Source organism: Bacteroides sp. BFG-637, assembly GCF_024793605.1.
GTDB lineage: Bacteria > Bacteroidota > Bacteroidia > Bacteroidales > Bacteroidaceae > Bacteroides > Bacteroides vicugnae.
Genome location: NZ_JANUPD010000002.1, coordinates 3,509,324 through 3,531,593, shown reverse-complemented (window position 1 = coordinate 3,531,593; position 22,270 = coordinate 3,509,324). Strand labels below are relative to the sequence as shown.

22 protein-coding genes and 1 pseudogene are annotated in these 22,270 nt (G+C 43.4%); 6 read left to right on the top strand and 17 right to left on the bottom strand.

Features of this window, described 5'->3' with window-relative positions:
* Nucleotides 1-10: 10 nt before the first annotated feature.
* From NXX38_RS13500 to NXX38_RS13490, 3 genes are read right to left on the bottom strand one after another with little or no spacing between them, the layout of a single operon-like run.
* Complete coding sequence (locus tag NXX38_RS13500; RefSeq protein ID WP_258979738.1) at nt 11-490, bottom strand: Lin0368 family putative glycerol transporter subunit; 480 nt, start codon at nt 488-490, stop codon at nt 11-13.
* A gap of 13 nt (nt 491-503) precedes the next feature.
* Entirely contained in the window at nt 504-875 is a 372-nt protein-coding gene (locus NXX38_RS13495; RefSeq protein ID WP_004325051.1) for a Lin0368 family putative glycerol transporter subunit, read from the bottom strand.
* Between the two features lie 52 nt (nt 876-927).
* Entirely contained in the window at nt 928-2,016 is a 1,089-nt protein-coding gene (locus NXX38_RS13490; protein WP_258979730.1) for an SMP-30/gluconolactonase/LRE family protein, read from the bottom strand.
* A gap of 466 nt (nt 2,017-2,482) precedes the next feature.
* Between NXX38_RS13490 and NXX38_RS13485 the strand changes: the two genes are divergently transcribed.
* From NXX38_RS13485 to NXX38_RS13470, 4 genes are all read left to right on the top strand, one after another.
* Complete coding sequence (locus tag NXX38_RS13485; RefSeq protein WP_074557927.1) at nt 2,483-2,776, top strand: hypothetical protein; 294 nt, start codon at nt 2,483-2,485, stop codon at nt 2,774-2,776.
* Between the two features lie 11 nt (nt 2,777-2,787).
* Complete coding sequence (locus NXX38_RS13480) at nt 2,788-3,078, top strand: cell division protein ZapA (protein ID WP_074557855.1); 291 nt, start codon at nt 2,788-2,790, stop codon at nt 3,076-3,078.
* Between the two features lie 123 nt (nt 3,079-3,201).
* Nucleotides 3,202-4,737 carry a ribonuclease Y gene (gene rny, locus NXX38_RS13475; RefSeq protein WP_074557854.1) on the top strand — a complete coding sequence of 512 codons (1,536 nt, stop codon included), beginning with the start codon at nt 3,202-3,204 and terminating at the stop codon, nt 4,735-4,737.
* A 64-nt stretch (nt 4,738-4,801) separates the two neighbouring features.
* Entirely contained in the window at nt 4,802-5,557 is a 756-nt protein-coding gene (locus NXX38_RS13470) for a copper homeostasis protein CutC (protein ID WP_258979728.1), read from the top strand.
* 118 nt (nt 5,558-5,675) lie between these two features.
* Here the strand turns inward: NXX38_RS13470 and NXX38_RS13465 are convergent, their stop codons facing one another.
* The 12 genes and pseudogenes from NXX38_RS13465 to NXX38_RS13410 all read right to left on the bottom strand — a co-directional run bounded on the left by NXX38_RS13465 (nt 5,676) and on the right by NXX38_RS13410 (nt 17,479).
* The gene (locus tag NXX38_RS13465) at nt 5,676-6,890 is read right to left on the bottom strand and encodes a sodium ion-translocating decarboxylase subunit beta (RefSeq protein ID WP_258979727.1); all 1,215 of its coding nucleotides are present in this window, start codon (nt 6,888-6,890) and stop codon (nt 5,676-5,678) included.
* A 14-nt stretch (nt 6,891-6,904) separates the two neighbouring features.
* On the bottom strand, nt 6,905-7,336 hold the full coding sequence (locus NXX38_RS13460) for a hypothetical protein (protein WP_074557926.1): 432 nt from the start codon (nt 7,334-7,336) through the stop codon (nt 6,905-6,907).
* Between the two features lie 246 nt (nt 7,337-7,582).
* Entirely contained in the window at nt 7,583-7,801 is a 219-nt protein-coding gene (locus NXX38_RS13455; protein WP_258979724.1) for a hypothetical protein, read from the bottom strand.
* Nucleotides 7,792-8,424, bottom strand: coding sequence for an FAD/NAD(P)-binding protein (locus NXX38_RS13450; protein WP_258979723.1), 633 nt, complete (start codon nt 8,422-8,424; stop codon nt 7,792-7,794). The genes NXX38_RS13455 and NXX38_RS13450 overlap by 10 nt, the downstream gene beginning before the upstream one ends.
* A complete protein-coding gene (locus NXX38_RS13445) occupies nt 8,417-9,430 on the bottom strand; it encodes a 4Fe-4S dicluster domain-containing protein (protein ID WP_258979721.1) in 1,014 nt (337 codons plus the stop codon). Before NXX38_RS13445 ends, NXX38_RS13450 begins: the two co-directional genes overlap by 8 nt.
* Before the next feature lie 9 nt (nt 9,431-9,439).
* On the bottom strand, nt 9,440-10,240 hold the full coding sequence (locus NXX38_RS13440) for a 4Fe-4S binding protein (RefSeq protein ID WP_258979720.1): 801 nt from the start codon (nt 10,238-10,240) through the stop codon (nt 9,440-9,442).
* Nucleotides 10,233-10,706 carry a hydrogenase iron-sulfur subunit gene (locus NXX38_RS13435; protein ID WP_004301922.1) on the bottom strand — a complete coding sequence of 158 codons (474 nt, stop codon included), beginning with the start codon at nt 10,704-10,706 and terminating at the stop codon, nt 10,233-10,235. Before NXX38_RS13435 ends, NXX38_RS13440 begins: the two co-directional genes overlap by 8 nt.
* 14 nt (nt 10,707-10,720) lie before the next feature.
* Nucleotides 10,721-12,722 (bottom strand): annotated as a pseudogene (locus tag NXX38_RS13430) (4Fe-4S binding protein).
* Nucleotides 12,710-13,576, bottom strand: coding sequence for a CoB--CoM heterodisulfide reductase iron-sulfur subunit B family protein (locus NXX38_RS13425; RefSeq protein WP_148364419.1), 867 nt, complete (start codon nt 13,574-13,576; stop codon nt 12,710-12,712). Before NXX38_RS13425 ends, NXX38_RS13430 begins: the two are co-directional and overlap by 13 nt.
* Nucleotides 13,577-13,578: 2 nt before the next feature.
* Nucleotides 13,579-14,133, bottom strand: a complete 555-nt coding sequence (locus NXX38_RS13420; RefSeq protein ID WP_195650471.1) for a 4Fe-4S dicluster domain-containing protein — start codon at nt 14,131-14,133, stop codon at nt 13,579-13,581.
* Nucleotides 14,134-14,235: 102 nt separating this feature from the next.
* Entirely contained in the window at nt 14,236-14,673 is a 438-nt protein-coding gene (locus tag NXX38_RS13415; protein WP_074557379.1) for a hypothetical protein, read from the bottom strand.
* 82 nt (nt 14,674-14,755) lie between these two features.
* Nucleotides 14,756-17,479 carry a transglutaminase domain-containing protein gene (locus NXX38_RS13410; RefSeq protein WP_258979719.1) on the bottom strand — a complete coding sequence of 908 codons (2,724 nt, stop codon included), beginning with the start codon at nt 17,477-17,479 and terminating at the stop codon, nt 14,756-14,758.
* 324 nt (nt 17,480-17,803) lie between these two features.
* Between NXX38_RS13410 and NXX38_RS13405 the strand changes: the two genes are divergently transcribed.
* Nucleotides 17,804-17,941, top strand: coding sequence for a hypothetical protein (locus NXX38_RS13405; RefSeq protein WP_167511728.1), 138 nt, complete (start codon nt 17,804-17,806; stop codon nt 17,939-17,941).
* Nucleotides 17,942-18,034: 93 nt separating this feature from the next.
* Nucleotides 18,035-19,213 carry an aminopeptidase C gene (locus NXX38_RS13400; RefSeq protein WP_148364415.1) on the top strand — a complete coding sequence of 393 codons (1,179 nt, stop codon included), beginning with the start codon at nt 18,035-18,037 and terminating at the stop codon, nt 19,211-19,213.
* A 207-nt stretch (nt 19,214-19,420) separates the two neighbouring features.
* On the opposite strand, the gene NXX38_RS13395 is transcribed toward NXX38_RS13400, so the two are convergent.
* A complete protein-coding gene (locus NXX38_RS13395; RefSeq protein ID WP_074557373.1) occupies nt 19,421-20,122 on the bottom strand; it encodes a DUF4627 domain-containing protein in 702 nt (233 codons plus the stop codon).
* Between the two features lie 60 nt (nt 20,123-20,182).
* The gene (locus tag NXX38_RS13390; RefSeq protein WP_258979718.1) at nt 20,183-22,117 is read right to left on the bottom strand and encodes a heparinase II/III-family protein; all 1,935 of its coding nucleotides are present in this window, start codon (nt 22,115-22,117) and stop codon (nt 20,183-20,185) included.
* Between the last annotated feature and the right edge of the window lie 153 nt (nt 22,118-22,270).

Below are 22,270 nucleotides of genomic sequence, written 5' to 3'. Positions count from 1 at the left end.
GTTAATTGATTCAGAGTGCCGCATTCGTGTATCCGGTAAGTCCGACGAAAATACCACCGACGATACCGCCCAGGATAATCACCAGCCAACGGGGAAATGCTTCTTTCATTAGTCCCCCACGCGTGCCTTTCGGTGCGCAAAGTACATCGGCCAGAATGAAGCCCATCGCAATCGCCCATCCCATATCTACCCAGGGAGCACTGCCGCGATTTCCCTGATGAATCAAACTGAATTGCATCGGCAGACCTTCAGCATCATTTAAGAGTCCGGTGGAAAAACCAAATCCGGGCAGTTTGTGATTGACTATCCAAAAAGTACCGATAATAAGGGCGGCCGCCATAAATCCACCTATCGGACCAAAGTCCTTTACTAATTTAGGCCAACTCATCAACACGGTAAAGGTGACGGCAAAAGCTCCGAAAATAGATGTGATGATTCCGGCATGATGCATGCCGAAGAATTCATTATAAGTCTGTAACCATTCGCTCATTGTTCTTTCCTCCTTAGTTTATCTTCCGGGCACAATCGCACGAACGGATTTTCCATACTAATATTCCTGCCAAGGCACCTCCTATCAGACAACAGATTAAGGTAGGCACTGCATAAAAGAAATTGGTGATGTCGCCTTGAAAGCGGACAATTCCCCAGGCAATCCCGGCAGAACCGATACACCAGCCCTGATCCAGCCATATTTTTCCCGGAGGATTCAGAATAGCTCCATGATAATGGTTCATATACCACATAATGCCGATAATCAGTGTGGCTGCCAACCAGCCTCCCATCAGACCGTATGTCTTCCAAAGTTCCGGCCAAATGCCAAACGCAAATCCGCCACAGATAGCAGAGCCGGCAAAGGTCGATAGATATTGTTTCATATAATTGATAATGTGTTTTTTAGGTTTATAATAGTAGTTCGGGGTTGTTTATTTATTCCAAAGACAACTTAGCCAGTGTGAAAGGCTTGTCGTGTTTCGTGTTTACCTTATCCGGTCCGGTCACCAAGTCGAAGCAGGATACAATCACCTGTCCGTTCCATACGATAGGTTCACCCGGCTGATCCAGACCTCCGTCGCTTCCGTCACAGTCAGGACTTTGAGCAATACGCTGAATTTTTCCGTCTTTATCAATACGTGCAACTGCATTTGCCGAGAAATCCGCTACCCAGATATTACCTTTATCGTCTATACACATTCCGTCCGTGGTACGTAACTGGGTGGTATCTTGCGCCCATACATCATTACTAAGTACATTCCCTTCCACATCCATCTTTATGCGATGAACAGCTCCATCACCGAAGTTCCCTACAAAGAGGTCGCCCGCTTCGTTGAAAACAATTCCATCCAGTCCATATTGCACTTCCGGGTTCTTTGTGATAACGGTGGTAATAAGGTTTTTATCTTCTAATGTATTAGTCACTGCCACATCACGGTCATTCATATCAAAGCAATATACCCCGCTGACCAACAATCCCGAAGGATCTTTTATCTGTGATAATGAACTCTGGGTGACGTACAATTTCCCGTTACGGATACGCAGTCCGTTAGGATGCTCCATACCGGATGCCACAGTGATTGTTTCCTTTAATTGGTCGTTTTCAAACTTCAGACGAAGAACACGTCCTTTATTCTGTGCTTTCTCTGTTCCGCTCCAACCCTGATTGTCGCAAATAAACAGATCACCCTCTTCATTAAAGGCAATCCCCATCGGAGAAGCCCAGCCGGTTTCTTCCAACACCGGAACATCCATCCATTTCGCAATCTCGCCATTTTTAGTGATGCGCATCAGACAAGCAGGCTGCGTGATATCTGCAAAATTCGGACAGGCCAGAATCAAATCTCCATTAGGAGCGATAGCCATTCCATCCGGAGTCGGACAACAATCCGGTAATTTTGCAAACAATTCACTCTTCTGCGGAAGAGCATTCTCACCACTTTTTTGTTTCGGAGAAGTACATTGAATACAAGTTGCTCCCATCAAAGAAGCTGCCACAAGAGATAGTAAATAATACTTTTTCATGGTTAGATAATACAAATGTTTATGTTTATAATTTGAGCCCGTCAGTTCGGTACGCAAACATACTGGTATTTATCAGCAAAGAAGGAAAATGACAAATCAATAAAGGACAAAAATTGTTCAAAATGCTGGGAAAAGAGCCGGTTTGAGCTGTAAATAGAGAGATTACCAATCAATCTCTATTTTTTCAGGCACGGATAACACGGATTACACGGTCTTTAGTGTTGTCATTGCCGCGAAGCAACCGCGTTAATCCGTGTAATCCGTGCCTAAATTATTATATAGACTAATTATGAACACATACTTATATATACCTTATATTATAAAAGCAGTCGGCACTTACTTCCTATGCAATACTCTACTTTCCCCTCCGTTCATGGCTAATTTAGGCTAAAAAGAACATTTTCTCATAAAAAGTTTTTGTAATATCAGAGTTAATCGTATTTTTGTGTACAATTTTGGTGTAGTGATGACAGAAGAAGAAAAAAAGTTATTGAATTCCTTTGAAACGCAACTCCGGCATTTGATTTATTTACACGATGAACTAAAGCGTGAAAATGCCGAGTTGAAGAAGCTTCTCGATAATGAAAAGCTGAAAAACGAGAAGGTACAAGCTCAATACAATGAATTGGAAGTCAGCTATACAAACCTAAAAACAGCTACGGCAATCAGCCTTAACGGCAGCGACGTAAAAGAGACGAAGCTGCGATTGTCAAAATTAGTGCGTGAAGTCGATAAATGCATCGCTTTGTTGAATGAATAAGAAGAAGATGTATGAACGATAAAATAAAGATAAACCTGCAGATAGCAGATTCAAACTATCCGCTAACCATCAACCGTGAGGAAGAAGAAATGGTACGGGAAGCCGCCAAGCAGGTAAATATCAGGCTTAATAAGTATCGGGAGGTTTATAAGAACCTGGAACCGGAGAAAATTATTGCCATGGTAGCCTATCAGTTCTCGTTAGAGAGACTGCAATTGATGCAACGTAATGATACCAGCCCCTATGTGGAGAAGGTAAAAGAACTGACAGAATTGCTGGAGGATTATTTTAAGGAGGAATGAATCCTGACCGGCTATTCACTGATAAGAGATAAAACAACCACGCACTGCACAATATCCAAGCAAAAGTATATGCTTTGATATTTGGCGGTGCGTTTTTATTTATATACTTAAATTAAATGTAGAATGATAGCAATAATAGCAACAGCAATTGCCTGCTTCATCGTAGGAGGAATCCTTTCATATATACTATTCCGGTATGTACTGAAATCCAAATACGATAATGTCCTGAAAGAAGCGGAGACGGAAGCGGAAGTAATTAAGAAAAACAAGCTGCTTGAAGTAAAGGAGAAATTCCTGAATAAAAAAGCAGATCTTGAAAAGGAGGTAGCATTGCGGAATCAGAAGATTCAGCAAGCGGAAAACAAACTGAAACAACGCGAAATGGTTCTTAGCCAGCGTCAGGAAGAAATCCAACGTAAAAAGATGGAAGCCGAAGCTGTAAAAGAGAATCTGGAAGCGCAACTTGTCATTGTCGATAAGAAAAAAGATGAACTCGACAGACTGCAACAACAGGAAATCGAGAAACTGGAAGCAATCTCCGGATTGTCTGCCGAGGAAGCTAAAGAACGTTTGGTAGAATCACTGAAAGAAGAAGCTAAAACGCAGGCACAATCATTCATCAACGACATTATGGATGATGCCAAGTTAACTGCCAGCAAAGAAGCGAAACGGATCGTTATCCAGTCTATCCAACGGGTAGCTACGGAAACTGCCATCGAAAACTCTGTTACGGTATTCCATATTGAATCAGATGAAATCAAAGGACGTATTATCGGACGTGAAGGACGTAATATCCGTGCTTTGGAAGCTGCTACCGGCGTTGAAATCGTTGTTGACGACACTCCGGAAGCAATCGTTCTTTCTGCTTTCGACCCGGTTCGCCGTGAAATTGCCCGCTTGGCACTGCATCAGCTTGTGACCGACGGACGTATCCATCCGGCCCGTATCGAGGAAGTGGTAGCTAAAGTTCGCAAACAGGTGGAAGAAGAAATTATCGAAACCGGTAAACGCACAACCATCGACTTGGGTATCCATGGTCTGCATCCTGAATTGATCCGTATCATCGGTAAGATGAAATATCGTTCTTCTTATGGTCAGAACTTGTTGCAGCATGCACGTGAAACAGCCAATCTTTGTGCAGTGATGGCATCTGAACTGGGATTGAACCCGAAGAAAGCGAAACGTGCAGGTTTGCTGCATGATATCGGTAAAGTGCCTGATGAAGAACCGGAATTGCCGCACGCATTGCTGGGTATGAAACTTGCCGAGAAATACAAAGAAAAACCGGATATCTGCAACGCTATCGGTGCTCACCACGACGAGACGGAAATGACCAGCTTACTGGCTCCTATCGTACAGGTATGTGACGCCATCTCCGGTGCACGTCCGGGTGCACGTCGCGAAATCGTAGAGGCTTACATCAAGCGTCTGAACGATCTCGAACAATTGGCAATGGCTTATCCGGGTGTAACAAAGACTTATGCTATCCAGGCAGGACGCGAACTCCGCGTGATCGTTGGTGCGGATAAGATTGACGACAAGCAGACAGAAAGCCTGTCAGGCGAAATCGCTAAGAAGATCCAGGATGAAATGACTTATCCGGGACAAGTGAAAATTACCGTCATTCGTGAAACACGTGCGGTTAGTTTCGCTAAATAAAGCAACTATTCAAAAGAAGATTCATATAAGGGCGAAGAAATTCGCCCTTTTTTAGTACACGACTATGGAAGAGTATCAAATTGAGATTTGTACCAATTCAGTGGAAAGCTGTCTGGCTGCACAGGAAGGTGGTGCCAACCGCGTGGAATTATGTGCCGGAATACCGGAAGGCGGGACAACCCCTTCCTATGGTGAAATAGCCATTGCAAGAGAAGTATTGGCTCATACCCGCCTGCATGTTATTATCCGGCCACGTGGAGGAGATTTTCTTTATTCGGAGATGGAAATCAGAACAATGCTGAAAGACATCGAAATCGCACGAAAATTGGGAGCGGACGGAGTTGTATTCGGTTGCCTGACAGCAGACGGCGAAGTAGACTTAACATCAATGCAGATTCTAATGGAAGCCTCTAAAGGGCTGTCAGTCACCTTCCACCGGGCATTCGACGTATGTCGTAATCCTCAAAAAGCATTGGAGGAGATCATCGAGCTGGGATGCAACCGTATTCTGACTTCCGGTCAGCAACCTACGGCTGAACAAGGTATCGGTCTTTTAAAAGAATTGCAAGGACTGGCTGCGGGAAGAATTACGTTACTTGCCGGCTGTGGAGTAAATGAAAATAATATTGCGCGGATTGCGGCAGGAACCGGAATCAATGAGTTTCATTTCTCGGCACGTGAAAGTATTCAAAGTGAAATGAAATTCAGAAATGAAGTTGTATCAATGGGAGGAACAGTACATATCAACGAGTACGAACGAAATGTGACTTCCGTGCGAAGAGTCAAAGAGACAGTGGAGGCTTTATATAAAGGAATGTAAATTATCGCCTCTCTACTATATACTAAGAAATGGTGAACATACAGCTTTAAACCTTTTGTTCACCATTTCTGTTTTGCATTACCACCAGCGGTATCAAGAAAAACTGCTATACCTTTATTTATAAATAAGGAATCACCGTAATATAAATACCTGTAATAATAGCCGAAGTAATTACTCCCGAGATATTAGCTCCCAAGGCATCTCCCAAGACGAATGAGTCCGGATTATCTTTGCTTACAATCTTTTGTGCAACCTTTGCGGTAGTCGGCACACAGCTAACTGCTGCAATACCGATGACCGGATTGTAATTACCCCGTTTAATAATATACATGATATATCCTCCGATTATTCCTCCGATACCGGAAAGTAATAATGCTACAATGCCTAATACTAATAGTTTCAATATCTTCGGATCGAGCAGCAGATGTGCATCACAAAGTACACCCAGCAACACGCCCAACATAAAAGTCGATCCATAAAGCAACGGACCGCTCACAAAATCATAGATGTGTTTCATACCCGACTCACGAACAGCAACCCCCAGGAACAAAGAGAAAAACAAAGGAGAAGCTACCGGGAATAAGAAACAGAGAATAGCACAAAGAACAGCAGAGAAAGCCAGTTTTACTTTAGCATCGTAATTCTTCGGAGCTTTCTTTGTCACCATCTTAATAGCACGGAAACGTTTGGGAACCAACAGCTTCACAAGGTAAGGATAGCCTCCATATGTCAATCCTAAATAAAGATAGGCAACCACCGTAATAGGCACAAACAAATGCTTTGCCAATGCCAGTGAAGTAAACAAGACCATCGGTCCGTCTGCTCCACCTACCATCGCCACTGATGCACTTTCTTTGAGAGTCAGGCCGAGAGCGGAAGCAATAGGAACCGTCAGGAAAGTACCCAGTTCTGCACACAGAGCAAGGAATATACTTGCAAATGGTTTCTGAAGCAAGAATCCGACATCCAGAAGCGCCCCGATACCCATAAAGACAAAGCAGGCTATGAGCCCATTACTAAACGTCAGGGTGTAAACAGGTTGCAGGAAATCTATCTGCATGGTATTCATTAATTGATCCGTATCTGAAAGCATCGGATCGAGAAAGAGGTTACCTAGTGTGCCGTCGGGCATCATCAGTGTTCCGCAGTTGATAGCCACCATTCCGAGTCCCATCGGAATCATCACCATAGGTTCGAGGATACCTTTCCAGCCCAAATAGATCAGTAACAGACCGAGAAGTACCAGAAAAACTCTTGCAGAAGCAAGCACCCATCCGCTTGCCATCATTGTACCAATACCTTGAAATAAGGTAGCAAAATCTATATTTTCCATAAATTAGTTTTCTTTCATTGTTTGTTGTTAGTCAGTTTCTTTGAGTTCTTCTTATTGGCATGTACCTGCTCTTCTTCCCGAAGAAAAAATTCACGGGTATCCTGCGAATAATAATAATTAACCAGATTATTTTCCGAAGCTCCCGGACTCACTCCATGATAATAGCCGGGATAACCAGTAAAGTTCCTGTCAATCCCCCTACTATAGTCTTCACGAGAATCTCCTAAAGCATCTTCATCTACAATAGGTATTTGCCGGACTAATCTTTCCACCTTCTGCCGATGCTGCCGCCAGCGTCGTAGCCGGAGTAGCTCCAAACGGTGGGAACTATAAAAATCAAATGAATCAGCCGCATAGGCAATCAACTTGATGACCGCAGCGACAAAAAAACCGATGAGGAAAGTAAGCCCCATCATCGCAAGAGTAGATAGTAATAAATGAATCATAGTAATATAAAAATTAGGTTGTACAATCATATTCAAAATAAAGAAGAGGCGCCCAATGGTGAAACCATTATAAAATTTAGACACACATGAAAGTTAATCCCACTGGGCATTCCTCATCACCATATAAAAACAATCGGCGGATATTATTTGCCTGAAATCACTTCGGTATATATCCTTGCTTTTATACGACGTAACTCCCGTTTCACAACGGAAAACACAATATTTTAATCCTTAAACACCTTATCATTAGTATTCAGGAGGTATATCATTCAACTGGGCTTTGGTAAATACGGGACCGTCTTTACAGACATACAACTTCCCGACATTACACCGTCCACATTTTCCAACACCACATTTCATCCGGTTCTCCAGGGTGGTATAAATATTCTCATCGGCAAAGCCTAACTTCTCCAATACAGGAAAAGTGAACTTTATCATCACCGGAGGTCCGCAAACTATTGCCACAGTATCTGCACTGGCGGGTGCAGCAGCCTCAAGCACCGAAGGTACAAAACCGACTTTTCCTGTCCAGTCGGGAGTCTCCCCCCGGGATCAACCGTAGTTATCAGATTGACATCCGGACGGTTTTCCCATTCTTTCAGCTCTTCTTTATATACCAGGTCGTTAACAGACTTGGCTCCGTAAACAATCGTTATATCTTTAAAATCTTCCCGCCTGTCCAATGCATTCCAGATGACGCAACGCATCGGCGGAAGTGCTATACCACCTGCAACGAACAACAGATTCTTTCCTTTCCACTCGTCCAACGGAAATGTGTTTCCGAAAGGTCCGCGAAAACCGACGGTAGCTCCTTCTTCCAGTTTGGCAAGTCCGGTAGTCACCCGTCCTGCCTGGCGGAATGTACACTCGATATATCCTTTACGAGTAGGCGACGAAGCAATACAGAAAGTTGACTCTCCTTCACCAAACGCAGAGTATTCACCGAACTGTCCGGCTTTGAAGTGAAAGGCTTCTCCTTCCTTCTCGTCTTTAAATCTTAACCGGAAAGTCTTCACTCCCGGAGCTTCATGGGTTATCTTCTCAATCACCATCAGGTGCGGAAGATATATATTCGACTGCTCATTCATGGCTTGATATCGATATTAAGTGTTCAAGTATATTCATATCTACCGGGCAGGCACGTGAACAACGTCCGCATCCGGTACAACCGGTTTCCTGTATCCGTTCAGGCATATAGGAGAACTTATGCAAAATGCGCTGACGCCAACGGGCGCTTTGTGTCGGACGCGGATTATGTCCTGACGTATGGAGGGTAAACAGCGAAAAGCCGCAAGAATCCCAACAACGGACACGATGACCGGACGAACCTTTGGCATCTTCCTGAATATCAAAACAGGCACAGGTTGGACAAACATAAGCGCATGCGCCACATCCCAAACAGCGTTCGGACTGTTGTTTCCAAACAGGACTGTCGAATGCTCCCGCCAACTTCTCCCGTACATTATCAACATTGAAACGAATGGGAACGGATGCCAGATATTGTTCCTTATCTATTTCTTCGGCAGGTGTATATTCTTTCACAAAGAATTTAACTAATGCTTTGCCTTTTGCTGTCAAGACTTCCACCAATGCACTCTGATCCGGCAACTCCGTAATCTGGATATCACTGCCGGCAGTATTACCGGGCCCCCCGTGAACGGAAGTACAGAAACATGATTCATCGCATTGTGCACAACTGAAGCTGATTAATGTCATTTTCTCCCGCCGGGCATTATATAGTTTATCTTTATAATCCCAATTAAAAATACCGGAAAGGGGTGCAAACCCTGCCGCATCACAAGGACGGATTTTCCAGAGAATCGTTTCGGGAATTGCATTAATATCCGCTTCCTGCAAAGTAGCTTCTTTCCTGTCTTTCTGATAAGAGAACAGCACTTCTGTTTTCGGGAACGCAAAGCGTTTAGCCGACTGGGTAGTCTGCACATAGTCCGTCGCTACCTCATCGTAAGAAGTCACTCTTTTGAAGTCTACTTTATCTCCTGAATGCACAGGAGCAAAAATATGCATTTCCTTTTTCACCATCTGGTGAAACCATTCTTGCAGACTGCTTTTACTGATATGTAGATTTTCCATTACTTTCTTTTAATGTATAAAGTTCTCTTTATCTTCTGCCTTGAAGGTAGAAAGTACATTTCCCGCAGGATTGATAGCACCGGGAGCAACCCCGAACTCGCCCTGAATGTCTTCCATCATACTTTGTGTCATCAAATGAAGAGGAATACCCACCGGACAGGCTTGCTTACAAGCGCCACAACCAATGCAGCGTCCTGCCATGTGCATCACGCGGTTAATCTGCCATTCCATATTTGTCAGCGGAGCAGACCAGGGTTGTACCCACTGTGGACAATTGACCTCCACAATACACCGGCTGCAATAACACAACGGACAGGCAGCCCGGCAAGCATAACATTTGATGCATTTCGACATTTCCCCCATCCAATATTTCCACCGCTCTTCACGACTCATCTTTTTCAGACGATCAATCAGTTGAAGATTCTCCTCACTAATAGTCAAGGGAAAGTCTGCCAGATATGTTTTTATTTCATCGAATCCTTTAAACTGGATAAGTTCTCCATGTCCGTCAACGGTCAGTACCAGAAGATTATCTTCTTTCAACTGGTTTTCGAATGCCAATTGAACAATCGTCCGTAATGCCGGAACCGCAGCTGTTATAGCCACTTTGCCTGTTCCTGTTAATTCCCGTTTTGTCAGATAGACTGCGATATTATTCGTGCAACGGTCGTCCAGTATCAGTCTGTCGGCATTTTCTGCCTGCCGGCAAAAGAGAGGACGTGTTCCGTGATTTCCTTCTTCATAGCCTATCACAAGATTCACTTCTCCTTCTTGTAACAAAGCAACTGCTTTTTCTGTCAGTTTACTCATAGATAGCCTCCTTTTCCAAATAGTCCGAAGCTTTCTGATACTCCAGATAAGGTCCCAGTTCACGGATTCCGGCAACTGTTTCATTCACCAGATCAGCCCACTTGGCTCCCTCCGCCGCCGACACCCATGAATAACGGATACGACGTACATCAATTCCCAAGAAGTCGAGCAGTCCGCGGAATACAATCCAACGACGACGTGCGTGGAAGTTTCCGGATGTATAATGACAGTCATTCGGATGACAACCTGAAACGATAATTCCATCAGCACCTCCGGCAAAGGCTTTCAACAGTAACATAAAGTCAATTCTTCCTGTACAGGGGAAGCGGACAATTTCTACATTAGTCGCATACTTCAACCTGCTCGTACCTGTCAGGTCTGCCCCGGCATACGTGCACCAATTACAGACAAAAGCTACAATGCGCGGTTCAAATTCCTGATTATTCTCGATCTTATTTTCGTTCATAGCTTACTCTCTTTTTAATGGTTCAGCAATGCCATCACTTCGGCATAGACCTGTTCATTGGAATATCCTTGTATATCAATAGATTTGGAACGGCAGAAAGCAACACAGGTACCACAACCCTGACAAAGTCCGGGATTTACTTTAGCAACTGTCTTTATTACATTTCCATTCCTGTCTTTTATTTCTTCACGTTCGATGGCCTGATAAGGACAAGCTGTCTGACACATGAAGCATCCTACGCAAGTACTGAATAACGGAGGGGCAGTACGATTGACAACGGCTATCAACGGCTCACGAACCAGATTTGCCTGTGAAAACAATCCTGCTACTTTCACAGCGGCTCCCGAAGCCATTCCCACTGTTTCGGGAATATCTTTCGGTGCCTGACAGGCTCCTGCCAGATAGATTCCGGCTGTATTCGTTTCCACCGGTTTCAGTTTGGGGTGAGATTCGGCAAAGAACTGATAAGGGTCATAGGAAATGTGCATCTTCTGCGCCAGTTCTTCCGCTCCCTTGTTGGCGACTCCCGCTGTGGCAAGCACTACCATGTCAGCTTCTATCTCGACAGGTGATGCTCCCAACAGGGTGTCTACTCCTTTAACAATCAATTTACCGTTCTTCTCATATATGCGGGCGACGCGACCACGGACGTAATTCACTCCATCCTCTTCAATGGCACGGCGCACAAATTCTTCATAATTCTTTCCTCCGGCACGAATATCCATGTAGAACACGTACGATTCGCCACCATGTACCTTGTGCTGATAAAGCATCGCATGTTTGGCAGTGTACATACAGCATATCTTAGAGCAATAAGGAATTCCTTTGGCCGGATCACGGGAACCGGCACAGGCTACAAATACAATCTTTTGAGGAATCTGTCCGTCAGACGGACGGCGAATCTCTCCGAATGTAGGACCGGAAGCCGATGCCAGACGCTCAAACTGCAATCCGGTAATGACATCTTTGTATTTTCCATATCCATATTCGGGGAAGAAGTCGGTATTTAATACATTGAATCCCGTAGTCACTACAATTGCTCCGACTTCTTCAGTGATAATACGATCCTCCTGTCCGAAACGGATAGCCCCCCGTAGGACATAGCTTTTCACAAACTCCGCATTTACCATTGCGATAATGGGTACAATGTTCTTTATCAATCACCGGTTTATTGGGCACTGCTTGCGGAAAAGGAACATAAATAGCTGTACGCATTCCCAAACCGGCATTAAATTCGCTCGGTATCTTCTTGTTGGGACATTTAGTCGTACAAAGTCCGCAACCGGTACATAATTTCTCATCAATGCTCTTCGCTTTCAGGCGTATACTGGCTTTAAAATTACCGATAAAGCCTTCCACATGCTCCAGTTCGGCATACGTATAAAGAGTGATATTCGGATGCTGCGCTACTTCCACCATTCGGGGAGTAAGAATACACTGCGAACAGTCTAATGTAGGAAAAGTTTCCGAAAGCTGTGACATATGTCCGCCGATAGACGGTTCTTTCTCTACCAGAATGACCCGATGTCCGCAATTGGCGATGTCCAGACTTGCCTGAATTCCGGCAATTCCTCCTCCAATCACCAGTGCTTTTTTGGTGATAGGAACCTGAATGGGGACCAAAGGATGATTCCGCTTTACTTTTTCAACCAGACTTTTGACAATATCGACAGCCTTACGGGTAGTTGCCTCCCCTTTCTCATGTACCCAAGAGCAATGCTCACGAATATTAGCTATCTCGCACAGATAAGGATTCAATCCGGCTTCCGCACATGCCCTCCGAAAGGTAGGTTCATGCATTCGCGGAGAACAGGCAGCAACGACAACGCCATCCAATCCATATTCTTTAATGGCGTTCTTAATCAATGTCTGTCCCGGATCGGAACACATATATTTATAATCGATGGCATAGGCAACGCCTTCCATTTCTTTTGCCGCCTCGGCCACTTTTTCGCAGTCGACAGTTGCACTGATATTTTCACCGCAATGGCAGATAAAAACTCCTATTTTAGACATACTTCCGCCTCCTTCAAATTTACAGCTACAAAATGACGTCCCAGTCCCAATTCCTTGGGAGTCAGTCCGACAGCCAGTCCGATAGCCTGTGTGATATAAAGAACCGGTATGGTAACAGGTTTTGCCAGATAGTGGTTGATAGCAGGGCGACGCATATCCAAATTAGAATGACACATCGGACAAGCCACAATCACGGCTTCCGCTCCCCGGTCGTCAGCATCTTTCAGAATATTTCCCGAGAGACGTCCTACAAGGTCTGTGCGAGAAACGGACAAGCCCGCACCGCAACACTCCGTTTTGAAAGCCCAGTCAATAGGAGTGGCACCAATCAGAGACATGATTTTGTCCATGCTTTGCGGATCTTCCAAACGGTCGAAGTTTAATATTTTATGGGGACGCACCAGCAAGCAGCCATAGTAACAAGCCACTTGATGAGCAAAAGGACGTACTATTTTCTCTTTTAATGCATCCAGCATATATTTCTCTATCATCTGGATGACATTCAATATTTTCACATGACCGAGGTAGCGCATTCCAACTGTAGTCAGTATTTCATCCTTCAATGCTTCATTGTGCATTAATTCGTATTGAGCCACACTCAACCGATTGTAACAGGAAGCGCAGGGGACAACGATTTCTTGAAATCCCTGTTGTTCTGCCAAAGCCAACACACGGGTAGGTAAGGCAAGAGACAATTGTTTGCTCATGGAGTGAGCAGCCGTTGCACCGCAACAGTTCCAGTCTTTCAACTCGATCAGTTCGAGTCCCATCGCCTGTGCCAGTGCTTTGACTGATTCATTATATTCACGAGAAGTTCCATTTAGCGAACATCCCGGATAGAAACCGATTCTCATAGTTACTTTTGAGTCTTTTCAATGGTTTGTGCAAATATCTTTTTGATCATATTCTCATCTTTTACCCGTTCCGGAAGAAGGTTGAGCTTCCCTTTGACGAACATAACAGGAGCCACATTCAAATCCTGTGTCAAACGTAAGGTACGGGCTTTAAAACCTGCAACCAATCCAACCTCGTAGAGTCTTCCTGTTCTTTTTACTGATTCGAGAAAAGCGGAATGGAAAGCTACAACAGGGCGTGACTCTTTACTAATGCATCCTTCTTGACGGGATTTCTCACGCAGATAGTCCATCACTTCAGGAATGTTTATTTCTTTGGGACACCGGGCAATACAGTTTTCGCAATTCAAGCAAATCCAAATGGCATTGGAACTTAACACGCGACGGTCATTTTGAGCATTTTTTGTCTGCAACAACCGGAGAATATAGCTGGGAGCATAATCCATCTCCTCTGATAACACACATCCGGCCGTACATTTGCCACACTGGTAGCAATAAGACACATCAATACCCGTCTTTTGTTCCAAGTCACAGGAAATACATTCTTTGTTTTCCATGTTGACATGAATAAAATAGATAATAATAAAAATAAAGGAAAGAGTGGCAGAGAGGTATCAGAATAAGACACACCTCACCCAACCAAAAGAAAAGAATATTGTCTAAATGAGAATATGCGCCAATGTGTAGACGTAATACTTACACGAATATTTAGTGTAATTGACATCAAGGTCGGTATGACCCAAACGATTCTCCGGAAGCTGAACATTCAGAGAGCTCAATATCTGTATAATCACAGTATTTGTATTGAACTTCAAGTTCTTGAAAGGAACAATGCTTCTCGGAAAAGAGATATTATCAAAAATGCAGTCACTGACTTTACAATTGGATGTCTCATCAACAAACTGCGAATGCGATTTTTTACTTGACTTATCGAAGCCGGCAGAAGAGACACAACAACATGACTCTACTTTATATTGCATATCATTAACCCGGATTTCAGTTTCTTTCTGAAATCCCTGCAAATCTTTATCGGAAACATTACTAAATCCCAATACCAGAAATGCGCATGCTAATATGCAAAAAATATACTTAGTCATAATTTGCTGCAAACGTAATCATTCTTTTCCGAAAAAAGCATATTAAGAGCAAGAATTAACGATTATTCATACAGCCTCTTTCCTATAATCCATGTACAACTTTCATCAATTGTTCCCCTAAACCGATTGTATATCCTTGAGAAACAAAGACTATCCTATTAAATGTGTCGGCAATAATAAAGACCGGCAGGATGGAATTGTTCAAGTTCATAGCTGCCACAATTTCTTTCCGAATGCTGTCATCAGTATCAATACCGTAAGTGATGGTAGACGGAAGTCCCTTGAATTCGTCAGCATTAAATTTCTTGTATTGTTCTTCCGAAGGGAAAAGAAAGACCATCTTACGCCCCCACTGTTCAAAATCATTGCCTAGAGCGGCTATGTCTCTTAACGCATGATTGGTAGGTTCCTGCCCTGCCCCGAGAACAGCCACCACAAAATAGCCACGACCGCAGGTTTGCAAAATACTTTGCAGCCCGGTGTCACCAACCGGACGATAGACAGCTTCTGAATTAAAATTGCCGATCACCTGTACCTGATCTTTGCTTTCACGCATCACAAGATCAACTGTCGTTGTCTTACCCGGTTCTATCGTAAAAAACGTAATGTTGGAAAGCACTGCGCCACTTGCCAGACGGGTTCCGGTCACCATCATATAATAGCCTTCATCAAACTCTCTCCCATATCTTAATAAATTATGCCATGTAGTCCCATCCCCCATATCTGTCTCTCCTTCGTCATAATTCAACAACTGGAAGGTACCGTCTTTAAACTTGGAAAGAGTGAAATGCGAATAATATTTAGGATTATCTAATGAACGGATAGGCGTATAGGTAGCTTTCAATACTCCTTTTTGGGACAATGCGGATTCTGCTGTCTCGAAATCGACATCTTCCGGAGCAAATTCTTTATTTAAGACCTGTACCTTTCCGGTCACTTCATCAATCCGGGCAGGCGCCCATCCCATGCTCCGGCAAGCTGCTACAAAGAAAATATCACGTGACTTTTCATCAGCCACCCGTGCTTTCCACACACCCATCGGAGAGATCGGAATCTGTTGGGAATTCAATTCATTATTGATTTTAATTTCTTTTCTACACCATTCTATTAATACCTTAGGATCACGCTTCATGCTATCGGGAACAGACTGGTAAACAGTTTTTTCAATCGCTTCGCGAAGTACCTTTTTATAAGGAGTCAGCATTTCATTGGCTACACGAGGAGGATTGAGGTACATTCTTTTAAAACGTTCGGTATCTATCTTTTCCCAATCCGAAAGATTCGTTTGCAAATGATCATTCAATACATCCAGAGTTACATCACGGAGGTCTTTTGCCGAAAGACTCTCTAATATCCACATGGCACGTATTTCTTCCCATGAGACAGCATCTTTCTCTTTCCTGACAGGCAAAAGGAAGTCTTTCAATGTTTGGTAGTTTCCGCGCGAAGCAACCAGAAAGTCTGCCAGTTTTTCTTTCTTTTCCGATTGTAAAGCATTTCCATACAGCTTGTCTACCCACTCTTCGGCTTGTTTTTCCGTCATCATTGTTGCCACATACGCATTACGGATGGAGTCTTCTTGCGCCATTCGCCGATCATTCTCTGCACGCTGTTCGGGAGTGACTTCGGGGATATTCGCCCCTTCTACCGGAGGAATAAGATCCATTGGCAAGGAATAAGTTTCCCCTTCTTTCTTATCTAAAGAGAGATGCAATGCATTGTCTTTTCCAAAAGATAATTTAGCATAGCCAAATCGTCCGTCACGGGATGCCCAAACCAGCATATCTCCTTTACCAGCAGTCAGGCTGGCTTTCCCTTCTGCATCTGTATACTTCGTAGCTACTGTATAGAACTCTGCATAATTGTATATCTTAAATTCAACTTTAGCGTCTGCTACCGCTTGTCCTTCGGCATCCGTCACCGTCACGATAGCCTTAGCGGTAGGCGCATAATTATCAATCACATTGATTTCCGTATAATTCGGCGTTTCAAGCATCATTTCCTCCGGACCGTTATAACGCCCGAAGACTTTCGTATGCATCAACATTCCCCGACTGGCAGGAGCATTGAACCATCCCAGATTCAAAACCGGCTCCGGCTCACAGGCTCCGAAGAAATACCAATGTCCATCCGCCCATGCTTCCACCCAGGCATGATTATCATCCGTATGCGCCCAACGAGGCGTATACACCTGACGCGCCGGAATACCAACCGCCCGGAGAGCAGCTACCGTAAATGTAGACTCTTCACCACAACGCCCATACGCCGTCTTGACGGATGCCAATGGCGAACTGGTACGCGCATCACTCGGACGATAGACTACTTTCTCATGACACCAGTGATTCACCTCTAATATAGCCTCTTTCATCGGCAGTCCCTTCACCCTATCTTTCAGCTCGCCATAAAACACACGACGGGAATCGTCCAGATTCTCATTATTCACCCGGATCGGCAAAACAAAATGACGGAACACTTCATCGGGAATCTCCTTTCCCCAAGGCATTTCGCTACGCGTCTGCTTTGACAGCCGGACATTTTCCAGATAATAATCTCCTGAATAGTCCGTCACATCCCCTATCGGCATATAAGCATAGAGAAACATCAATGCTTCGCGCTCGTAGACTGATAAAACAGAATTGGCAAAGATCGCAAATAAATCTCCATGAGGAAGTGCCTGTTTTTTCAGTTCAAAGTCTTGAGCCACTTGATTCCGGTAGGCTTCTTCTTTGAGAAAATGAGCGTTGTTACAAGCAAACAGCACAATTGACAAAATCAGAATGCACAAAAGATGGGTGAATGTTTTCATACGAGTGTTTGGTTTATTCTAATAATAAGGTTGCTGACTGACAAAAATACAAGAATATTTTCTGAAAGCCTAGATAAGTACATAAAAATGTGATAGATAAGAATAATATTGTCATCAACGGAGAATTGCGGGCATTTTGTAACAGGTCTGTAACATGGACCGTGTTCGAACCCTTATAAAAAGAAAATTCAAATGAAAAAGAAGATTTTTATGTTTTACAGCATATAATTCAAAAACAATTCGTATCTTTGCAGTGTTATTAGAGAAAACAAGATGTAAAATCGCTCTTCAAAACGTGGAGGGCAAAAAAAGAGGAAACAAATTATGAAAAAGAATGCAAATGAAAAAATTATGATGTTACAGTACCGTATTAAACGCTATCAAGCAATGGGAAATGGTGCTATGTGTCAAACCTTGAACGGTAAACTTCAAAAACTGCTGTCACAGCAGGTTGTCATGTAAATAAACACACTAATTATAATAAATAGAGCGAGGAACTTTCGAGTATCCTCGCTTTTTTTATACATTTGCAGAAGAAAGATAATAAAACACATTATGAAAAAGCTATTTATGTCGGTTGCGCTGCTTTTACTAGCCGTAACCTCTTTTGCACAAACACCCGGTTATGAATTCACAACCGTTGTATCTCACAAAGCAACACCTGTCAAAGATCAGGGCTCCACAGGAACCTGCTGGTGCTTTGCCACCGCTTCTTTTATGGAGTCGGAACTGCTCCGTATGGGAAAAGGAGAATATGATCTCTCGGAAATGTTTATCGTCCGCCAGAAGTACATGAATCAGATCGAAGACAATTACCTGCGTCGTGGTAAAGGAAGCATTGGGGAAGGAAGTTTGGCACACACTTTCAAGAATGCTTATAAGAAAGCGGGAATCGTTCCGGAAGAAGTATACACCGGACTGCTAAACGACAGCAAAGATCATAACCACGGAGCATTGTCACGTTACCTCAAAGCATTGGTGGATGCAAATATTGCTTCTAAAAAGCGTACTCCGGAATATGATGCGCTCATCAACAATCTGTTCGACATTTATTTGGGCAAGCTTCCTGAAAAGTTTACTTATAAAGGCAAGGAATATACGCCTCAATCTTTCACTGAAAGTTTGGGATTGAATATGGATGATTATATCGAGCTGACCAGTTTCACTCATAAACCTTATTATGAAACCTTCTCACCTGAAGTGCCCGACAACTGGGAGAATCAACCGATGTATAATCTTCCGCTGGACGAACTGATCGGGGCTATTGACTATGCATTGAACAAGGGATATACCGTATGTTGGGATGGTGATGTCAGCGAACAGGGTTTCTCTTTCAAGAACGGAATCGCCATCAATCCGCAAGTAGAGGACGTGAAAGATTACTCAACTACCGATCGTGCCCGTTTTGAAGCTATGCCTAAATATCAGCGTATGGATGAAGTGTTCAAGTTCGAGCATCCTTATCCGGAAATCAATGTTACACCGGAAATCCGTCAGGACGGTTATGAGAAGTTTGTAACGACCGATGACCACCTGATGCATATCACCGGCATTGTAAAAGACCAGAATGGTACTAAATATTATATTACCAAGAATTCCTGGGGAGCAGAAAGCAACAAATCCGGAGGTTATCTGAATATGTCTGAAAGTTATGTACGTGCCAAAACTATTTGTGTCATGGTTCATAAAGATTCTCTGCCAAAGGGTTTGAAGAAGAAACTCGGAATCCAATAAGCCGCTTGGTATCACCCTAAATAGAGGGTTGATTATTCTATGGAGTCTATATATTAAGTATGTGTTCTTAATAATTTAGGCACGGATTACACGGATTAACACGGTTACTTTGTAGCAATGACAATACTTAAGACCGTGAAATCCGTGTAATCCGTGCCTAAAAAGATAGCAATTTATGAGTGACAGGCACTTACCCACCCTTAGTTTTTATTTTTTTCTCAATGTCACGTCGCTGATTTCTACAACGCCACCTTTGTTTTGTGAAAGAATAGCCAGATAGCAATCTTTCAGAATAGCAGCGTCATCATCCGTGTCAGATACTTCCAAGTCAGCATTTGCCTTCTTGCTGCTAATAGCATTAACCACTTGTCCCATATCATAATAAACCACTACTTTAGTCCATTTATCAGCATCTTTAATCTTAAAGTTATACTGTGCACCCGAAGCATTCGGTTGAGCATCCGCATCATAATCTCTACGCATGAAGAAAGTGGTATTGTACTTACCATTATCGTTCTTTTCTTCATTGGTCTGTTTGATGTATACACCTACCGGAGTACCAGCTTCTTTAGCTTTTGCATAGAAAGTAAGAACATAGATGCCTTTTTCCAAACCATCGGTAATACGTTGTCCCAGAAAAGCCTTGTACCAAGAGATATTTTTTTCGGCACCGGAATTATCAAATTTCATCGCATTCGGATATTTGGCATCTCCCGTTTGTTCCCAAGCAATAGTAGTTACTCCGTCAGCTTCATTATTCAAAATAAACCACTCTCCTGCGGCAGCTTTGTTAGCGTTAGTCACTTTAGTCTTTACTTCGGTAGCGAATTTTTCATTCTTTATCAGGTTCTGTGCACTTACACTTACTCCTGCAATGACCAAAAGGCCGGCAAATAAAACTTTTTTCATCTTACTGTGATTTAAATGTTTATACTTTATTTTTTCTTATTTAAAAGAATCTACTTCATCTTACTTCACTTGTTGGATCACAAATTCATATTTACCAGTCGCTTTCTTTTCTTCTGTCTTTAGTGTGATGCGGTAAATCTCCTTGCCCCATACGTTAGACAGGCGCGGATCATCTAATTTGATTGTTTCCAGTTCTGCTTTAAATTGTGACGGATAATGCATTTCCACCTTTTGTCCCTTCACTTCGATTCGGATTTTCCCTTCAGACGGGAAAGTAACATTGCCCCAAGTTAAGAAATTCAGTTGATTAGGAGCAATAACCTCATCTAATGTATAAGTATCGCCAATAGTTAATTTATTATTATCAAGTGCGTAAGAGCGAATCCAACTTTTCACTTTCGCCTCTGCCGGATAAGCAGTAGCTATATCAGTAGAGAATGTCCGTTTCTTCTCATTGCAAACTGTATTTGTCGCTTTATACTGCTGACCGAATTTTTGCGGTACTCCGTTAATCATCGGCAAGTTGTGATAATTGCTCTGCATGGTCCAGATAGTATAGCGGTCTTTACCGAACGTCTGTTTGGTATAGGTACCTACACCGGCATCAATAATCACGGGGATCGTATTCACGTATAGAGAGAAGGTCCCTACATCATTGTGATTATGACTTTCGTTATTAAATCCGCCTTTAGCGGCAACGAACATACCATTCTTGTTCTTCATATAGCAGAATTCCGTTTCGGGATACCAGGTAACATCCGGCATATCATGTTTCGGAGTTGCTTTTGCGAGTTCATTACAGCAAAGCAGAGACTGGAGCGAACGGAAAGCATCGTTGCCCATGGTGGCATACGGCTTTCTCCCATTCAGCAGGTAAGCGGCAAAATGCATCATTTCATCGCTGTTTACAGCTTTACCGAAACGATAGATTAACAAGGGATCACCTCCTCCTTGTGCCGATGCGTCAGCAAAGTTCACCACCCAGCCATTACCCACGTATGAGCGGGACATATATTCTCCCATCCGGCGAATCATCGGTTCGTTGAACAGAGACAGTTTTCCACCTGTACCGTCGGAGAGTATCTGCAGATAGTCATAGAGTTTGCCGGCAGCATGTCCCCAGTAGGATGTACCTTCTTCACAGGCACCGTCGGACTTCACGAAATTGATAAATTTGTCGACTGATTGCATGGAGCGGTAAACGGCTTTTGCCAACTTGTCTTTATTGTTCTCCATCAGGAAGAAACATTGCAGGGCATTCGAGTTACACCAGGGATTCCAGTTGTTGATGATTTCCCCCGGTTTCCAGTTAAAAGCCATCCACCACATTTCATCGTCGTTCATATATGGATCGAGAATACGTTCTTTGATTGCCTTACGCATTTGTAAAGATACCACGGGATTGATTTTGTCGAATGGTTTGCGGAAGAAATAATGCACCCAAGCCATTAAAGCTCCATATCCGCCTGAACCGAGGTCAATAATCTGTTCACGGAAATCGGGCAGTGAACGTTTGCTGCTCTGGCGAGGCAAGTGTGCAGATAAAACCCATGAATTCATTTCACAGCTCATATATGCTCCGTTCAGTAGCTGGTCGATGAAGCGTCCTTTCCCTTCAGCCAGTTCGGCGAGCATCAGGGTGTTGAGTGCCTGACGGTTGGCGTCATAAGGAACTTCCATCACTTTCCGGTTACCGCTACGTTCGTACTCCAAATAAGCAGTGGCAGGTATCAGCTGCCATTTATAGTTGAGGAGTTTTTCACCGGCTTCGATGAGGCATTGTTTGTTAGGTCCCATCAACGAGTCCCAAGCGGCGCGATCTGTATAAGCAGGGTAAGGCACCCAAGCCTGTTTCATTACCAACACGTTTTTCAACGTAGTTTCGTCTGCCGCTTTCTGCAGCATATTGCGTTCGGTATATGCGTTTGCCTTGAAAGAAAGACTTCCCAAAGCTGCTACCAGAAAAACACAAAGCAAATGTTTCATTCGAGTCATGGTATTTTCATTCATTTAAGTATTGCAAAGATAGTGTATCTGATAAAAAATGAGGTGAGCAAATCATACGAACCTAATGACAAAAAAGTACATACTTCAAAATTTGTACTCATAATTGCTTCATTTTAAGCTTTTAGGTTATAGAATAATCGA

Excerpts from the sequence above, each read along its gene's own strand:
- NXX38_RS13440 (WP_258979720.1), bottom strand. The coding sequence starts at position 10,240 with ATGAGTAAACTGACAGAAAAAGCAGTTGCTTTGTTACAAGAAGGAGAA.
- NXX38_RS13420 (WP_195650471.1), bottom strand. The coding sequence starts at position 14,133 with ATGGAAAACAAAGAATGTATTTCCTGTGACTTGGAACAAAAGACGGGT.
- NXX38_RS13460 (WP_074557926.1), bottom strand. The coding sequence starts at position 7,336 with ATGATTCATTTATTACTATCTACTCTTGCGATGATGGGGCTTACTTTC.
- NXX38_RS13500 (WP_258979738.1), bottom strand. The coding sequence starts at position 490 with ATGAGCGAATGGTTACAGACTTATAATGAATTCTTCGGCATGCATCAT.
- NXX38_RS13435 (WP_004301922.1), bottom strand. The coding sequence starts at position 10,706 with ATGAACGAAAATAAGATCGAGAATAATCAGGAATTTGAACCGCGCATT.
- NXX38_RS13395 (WP_074557373.1), bottom strand. The coding sequence starts at position 20,122 with ATGAAAAAAGTTTTATTTGCCGGCCTTTTGGTCATTGCAGGAGTAAGT.
- NXX38_RS13445 (WP_258979721.1), bottom strand. The coding sequence starts at position 9,430 with ATGGAAAATCTACATATCAGTAAAAGCAGTCTGCAAGAATGGTTTCAC.
- NXX38_RS13465 (WP_258979727.1), bottom strand. The coding sequence starts at position 6,890 with ATGGAAAATATAGATTTTGCTACCTTATTTCAAGGTATTGGTACAATG.
- NXX38_RS13405 (WP_167511728.1), top strand. The coding sequence starts at position 17,804 with ATGAAAAAGAATGCAAATGAAAAAATTATGATGTTACAGTACCGTATT.
- NXX38_RS13425 (WP_148364419.1), bottom strand. The coding sequence starts at position 13,576 with ATGAGAATCGGTTTCTATCCGGGATGTTCGCTAAATGGAACTTCTCGT.
- NXX38_RS13450 (WP_258979723.1), bottom strand. The coding sequence starts at position 8,424 with ATGAATGAGCAGTCGAATATATATCTTCCGCACCTGATGGTGATTGAG.
- NXX38_RS13410 (WP_258979719.1), bottom strand. The coding sequence starts at position 17,479 with ATGAAAACATTCACCCATCTTTTGTGCATTCTGATTTTGTCAATTGTG.
- NXX38_RS13415 (WP_074557379.1), bottom strand. The coding sequence starts at position 14,673 with ATGACTAAGTATATTTTTTGCATATTAGCATGCGCATTTCTGGTATTG.
- NXX38_RS13390 (WP_258979718.1), bottom strand. The coding sequence starts at position 22,117 with ATGACTCGAATGAAACATTTGCTTTGTGTTTTTCTGGTAGCAGCTTTG.
- NXX38_RS13490 (WP_258979730.1), bottom strand. The coding sequence starts at position 2,016 with ATGAAAAAGTATTATTTACTATCTCTTGTGGCAGCTTCTTTGATGGGA.
- rny (WP_074557854.1), top strand. The coding sequence starts at position 3,202 with ATGATAGCAATAATAGCAACAGCAATTGCCTGCTTCATCGTAGGAGGA.
- NXX38_RS13400 (WP_148364415.1), top strand. The coding sequence starts at position 18,035 with ATGAAAAAGCTATTTATGTCGGTTGCGCTGCTTTTACTAGCCGTAACC.
- NXX38_RS13470 (WP_258979728.1), top strand. The coding sequence starts at position 4,802 with ATGGAAGAGTATCAAATTGAGATTTGTACCAATTCAGTGGAAAGCTGT.
- NXX38_RS13495 (WP_004325051.1), bottom strand. The coding sequence starts at position 875 with ATGAAACAATATCTATCGACCTTTGCCGGCTCTGCTATCTGTGGCGGA.
- NXX38_RS13485 (WP_074557927.1), top strand. The coding sequence starts at position 2,483 with ATGACAGAAGAAGAAAAAAAGTTATTGAATTCCTTTGAAACGCAACTC.
- NXX38_RS13480 (WP_074557855.1), top strand. The coding sequence starts at position 2,788 with ATGAACGATAAAATAAAGATAAACCTGCAGATAGCAGATTCAAACTAT.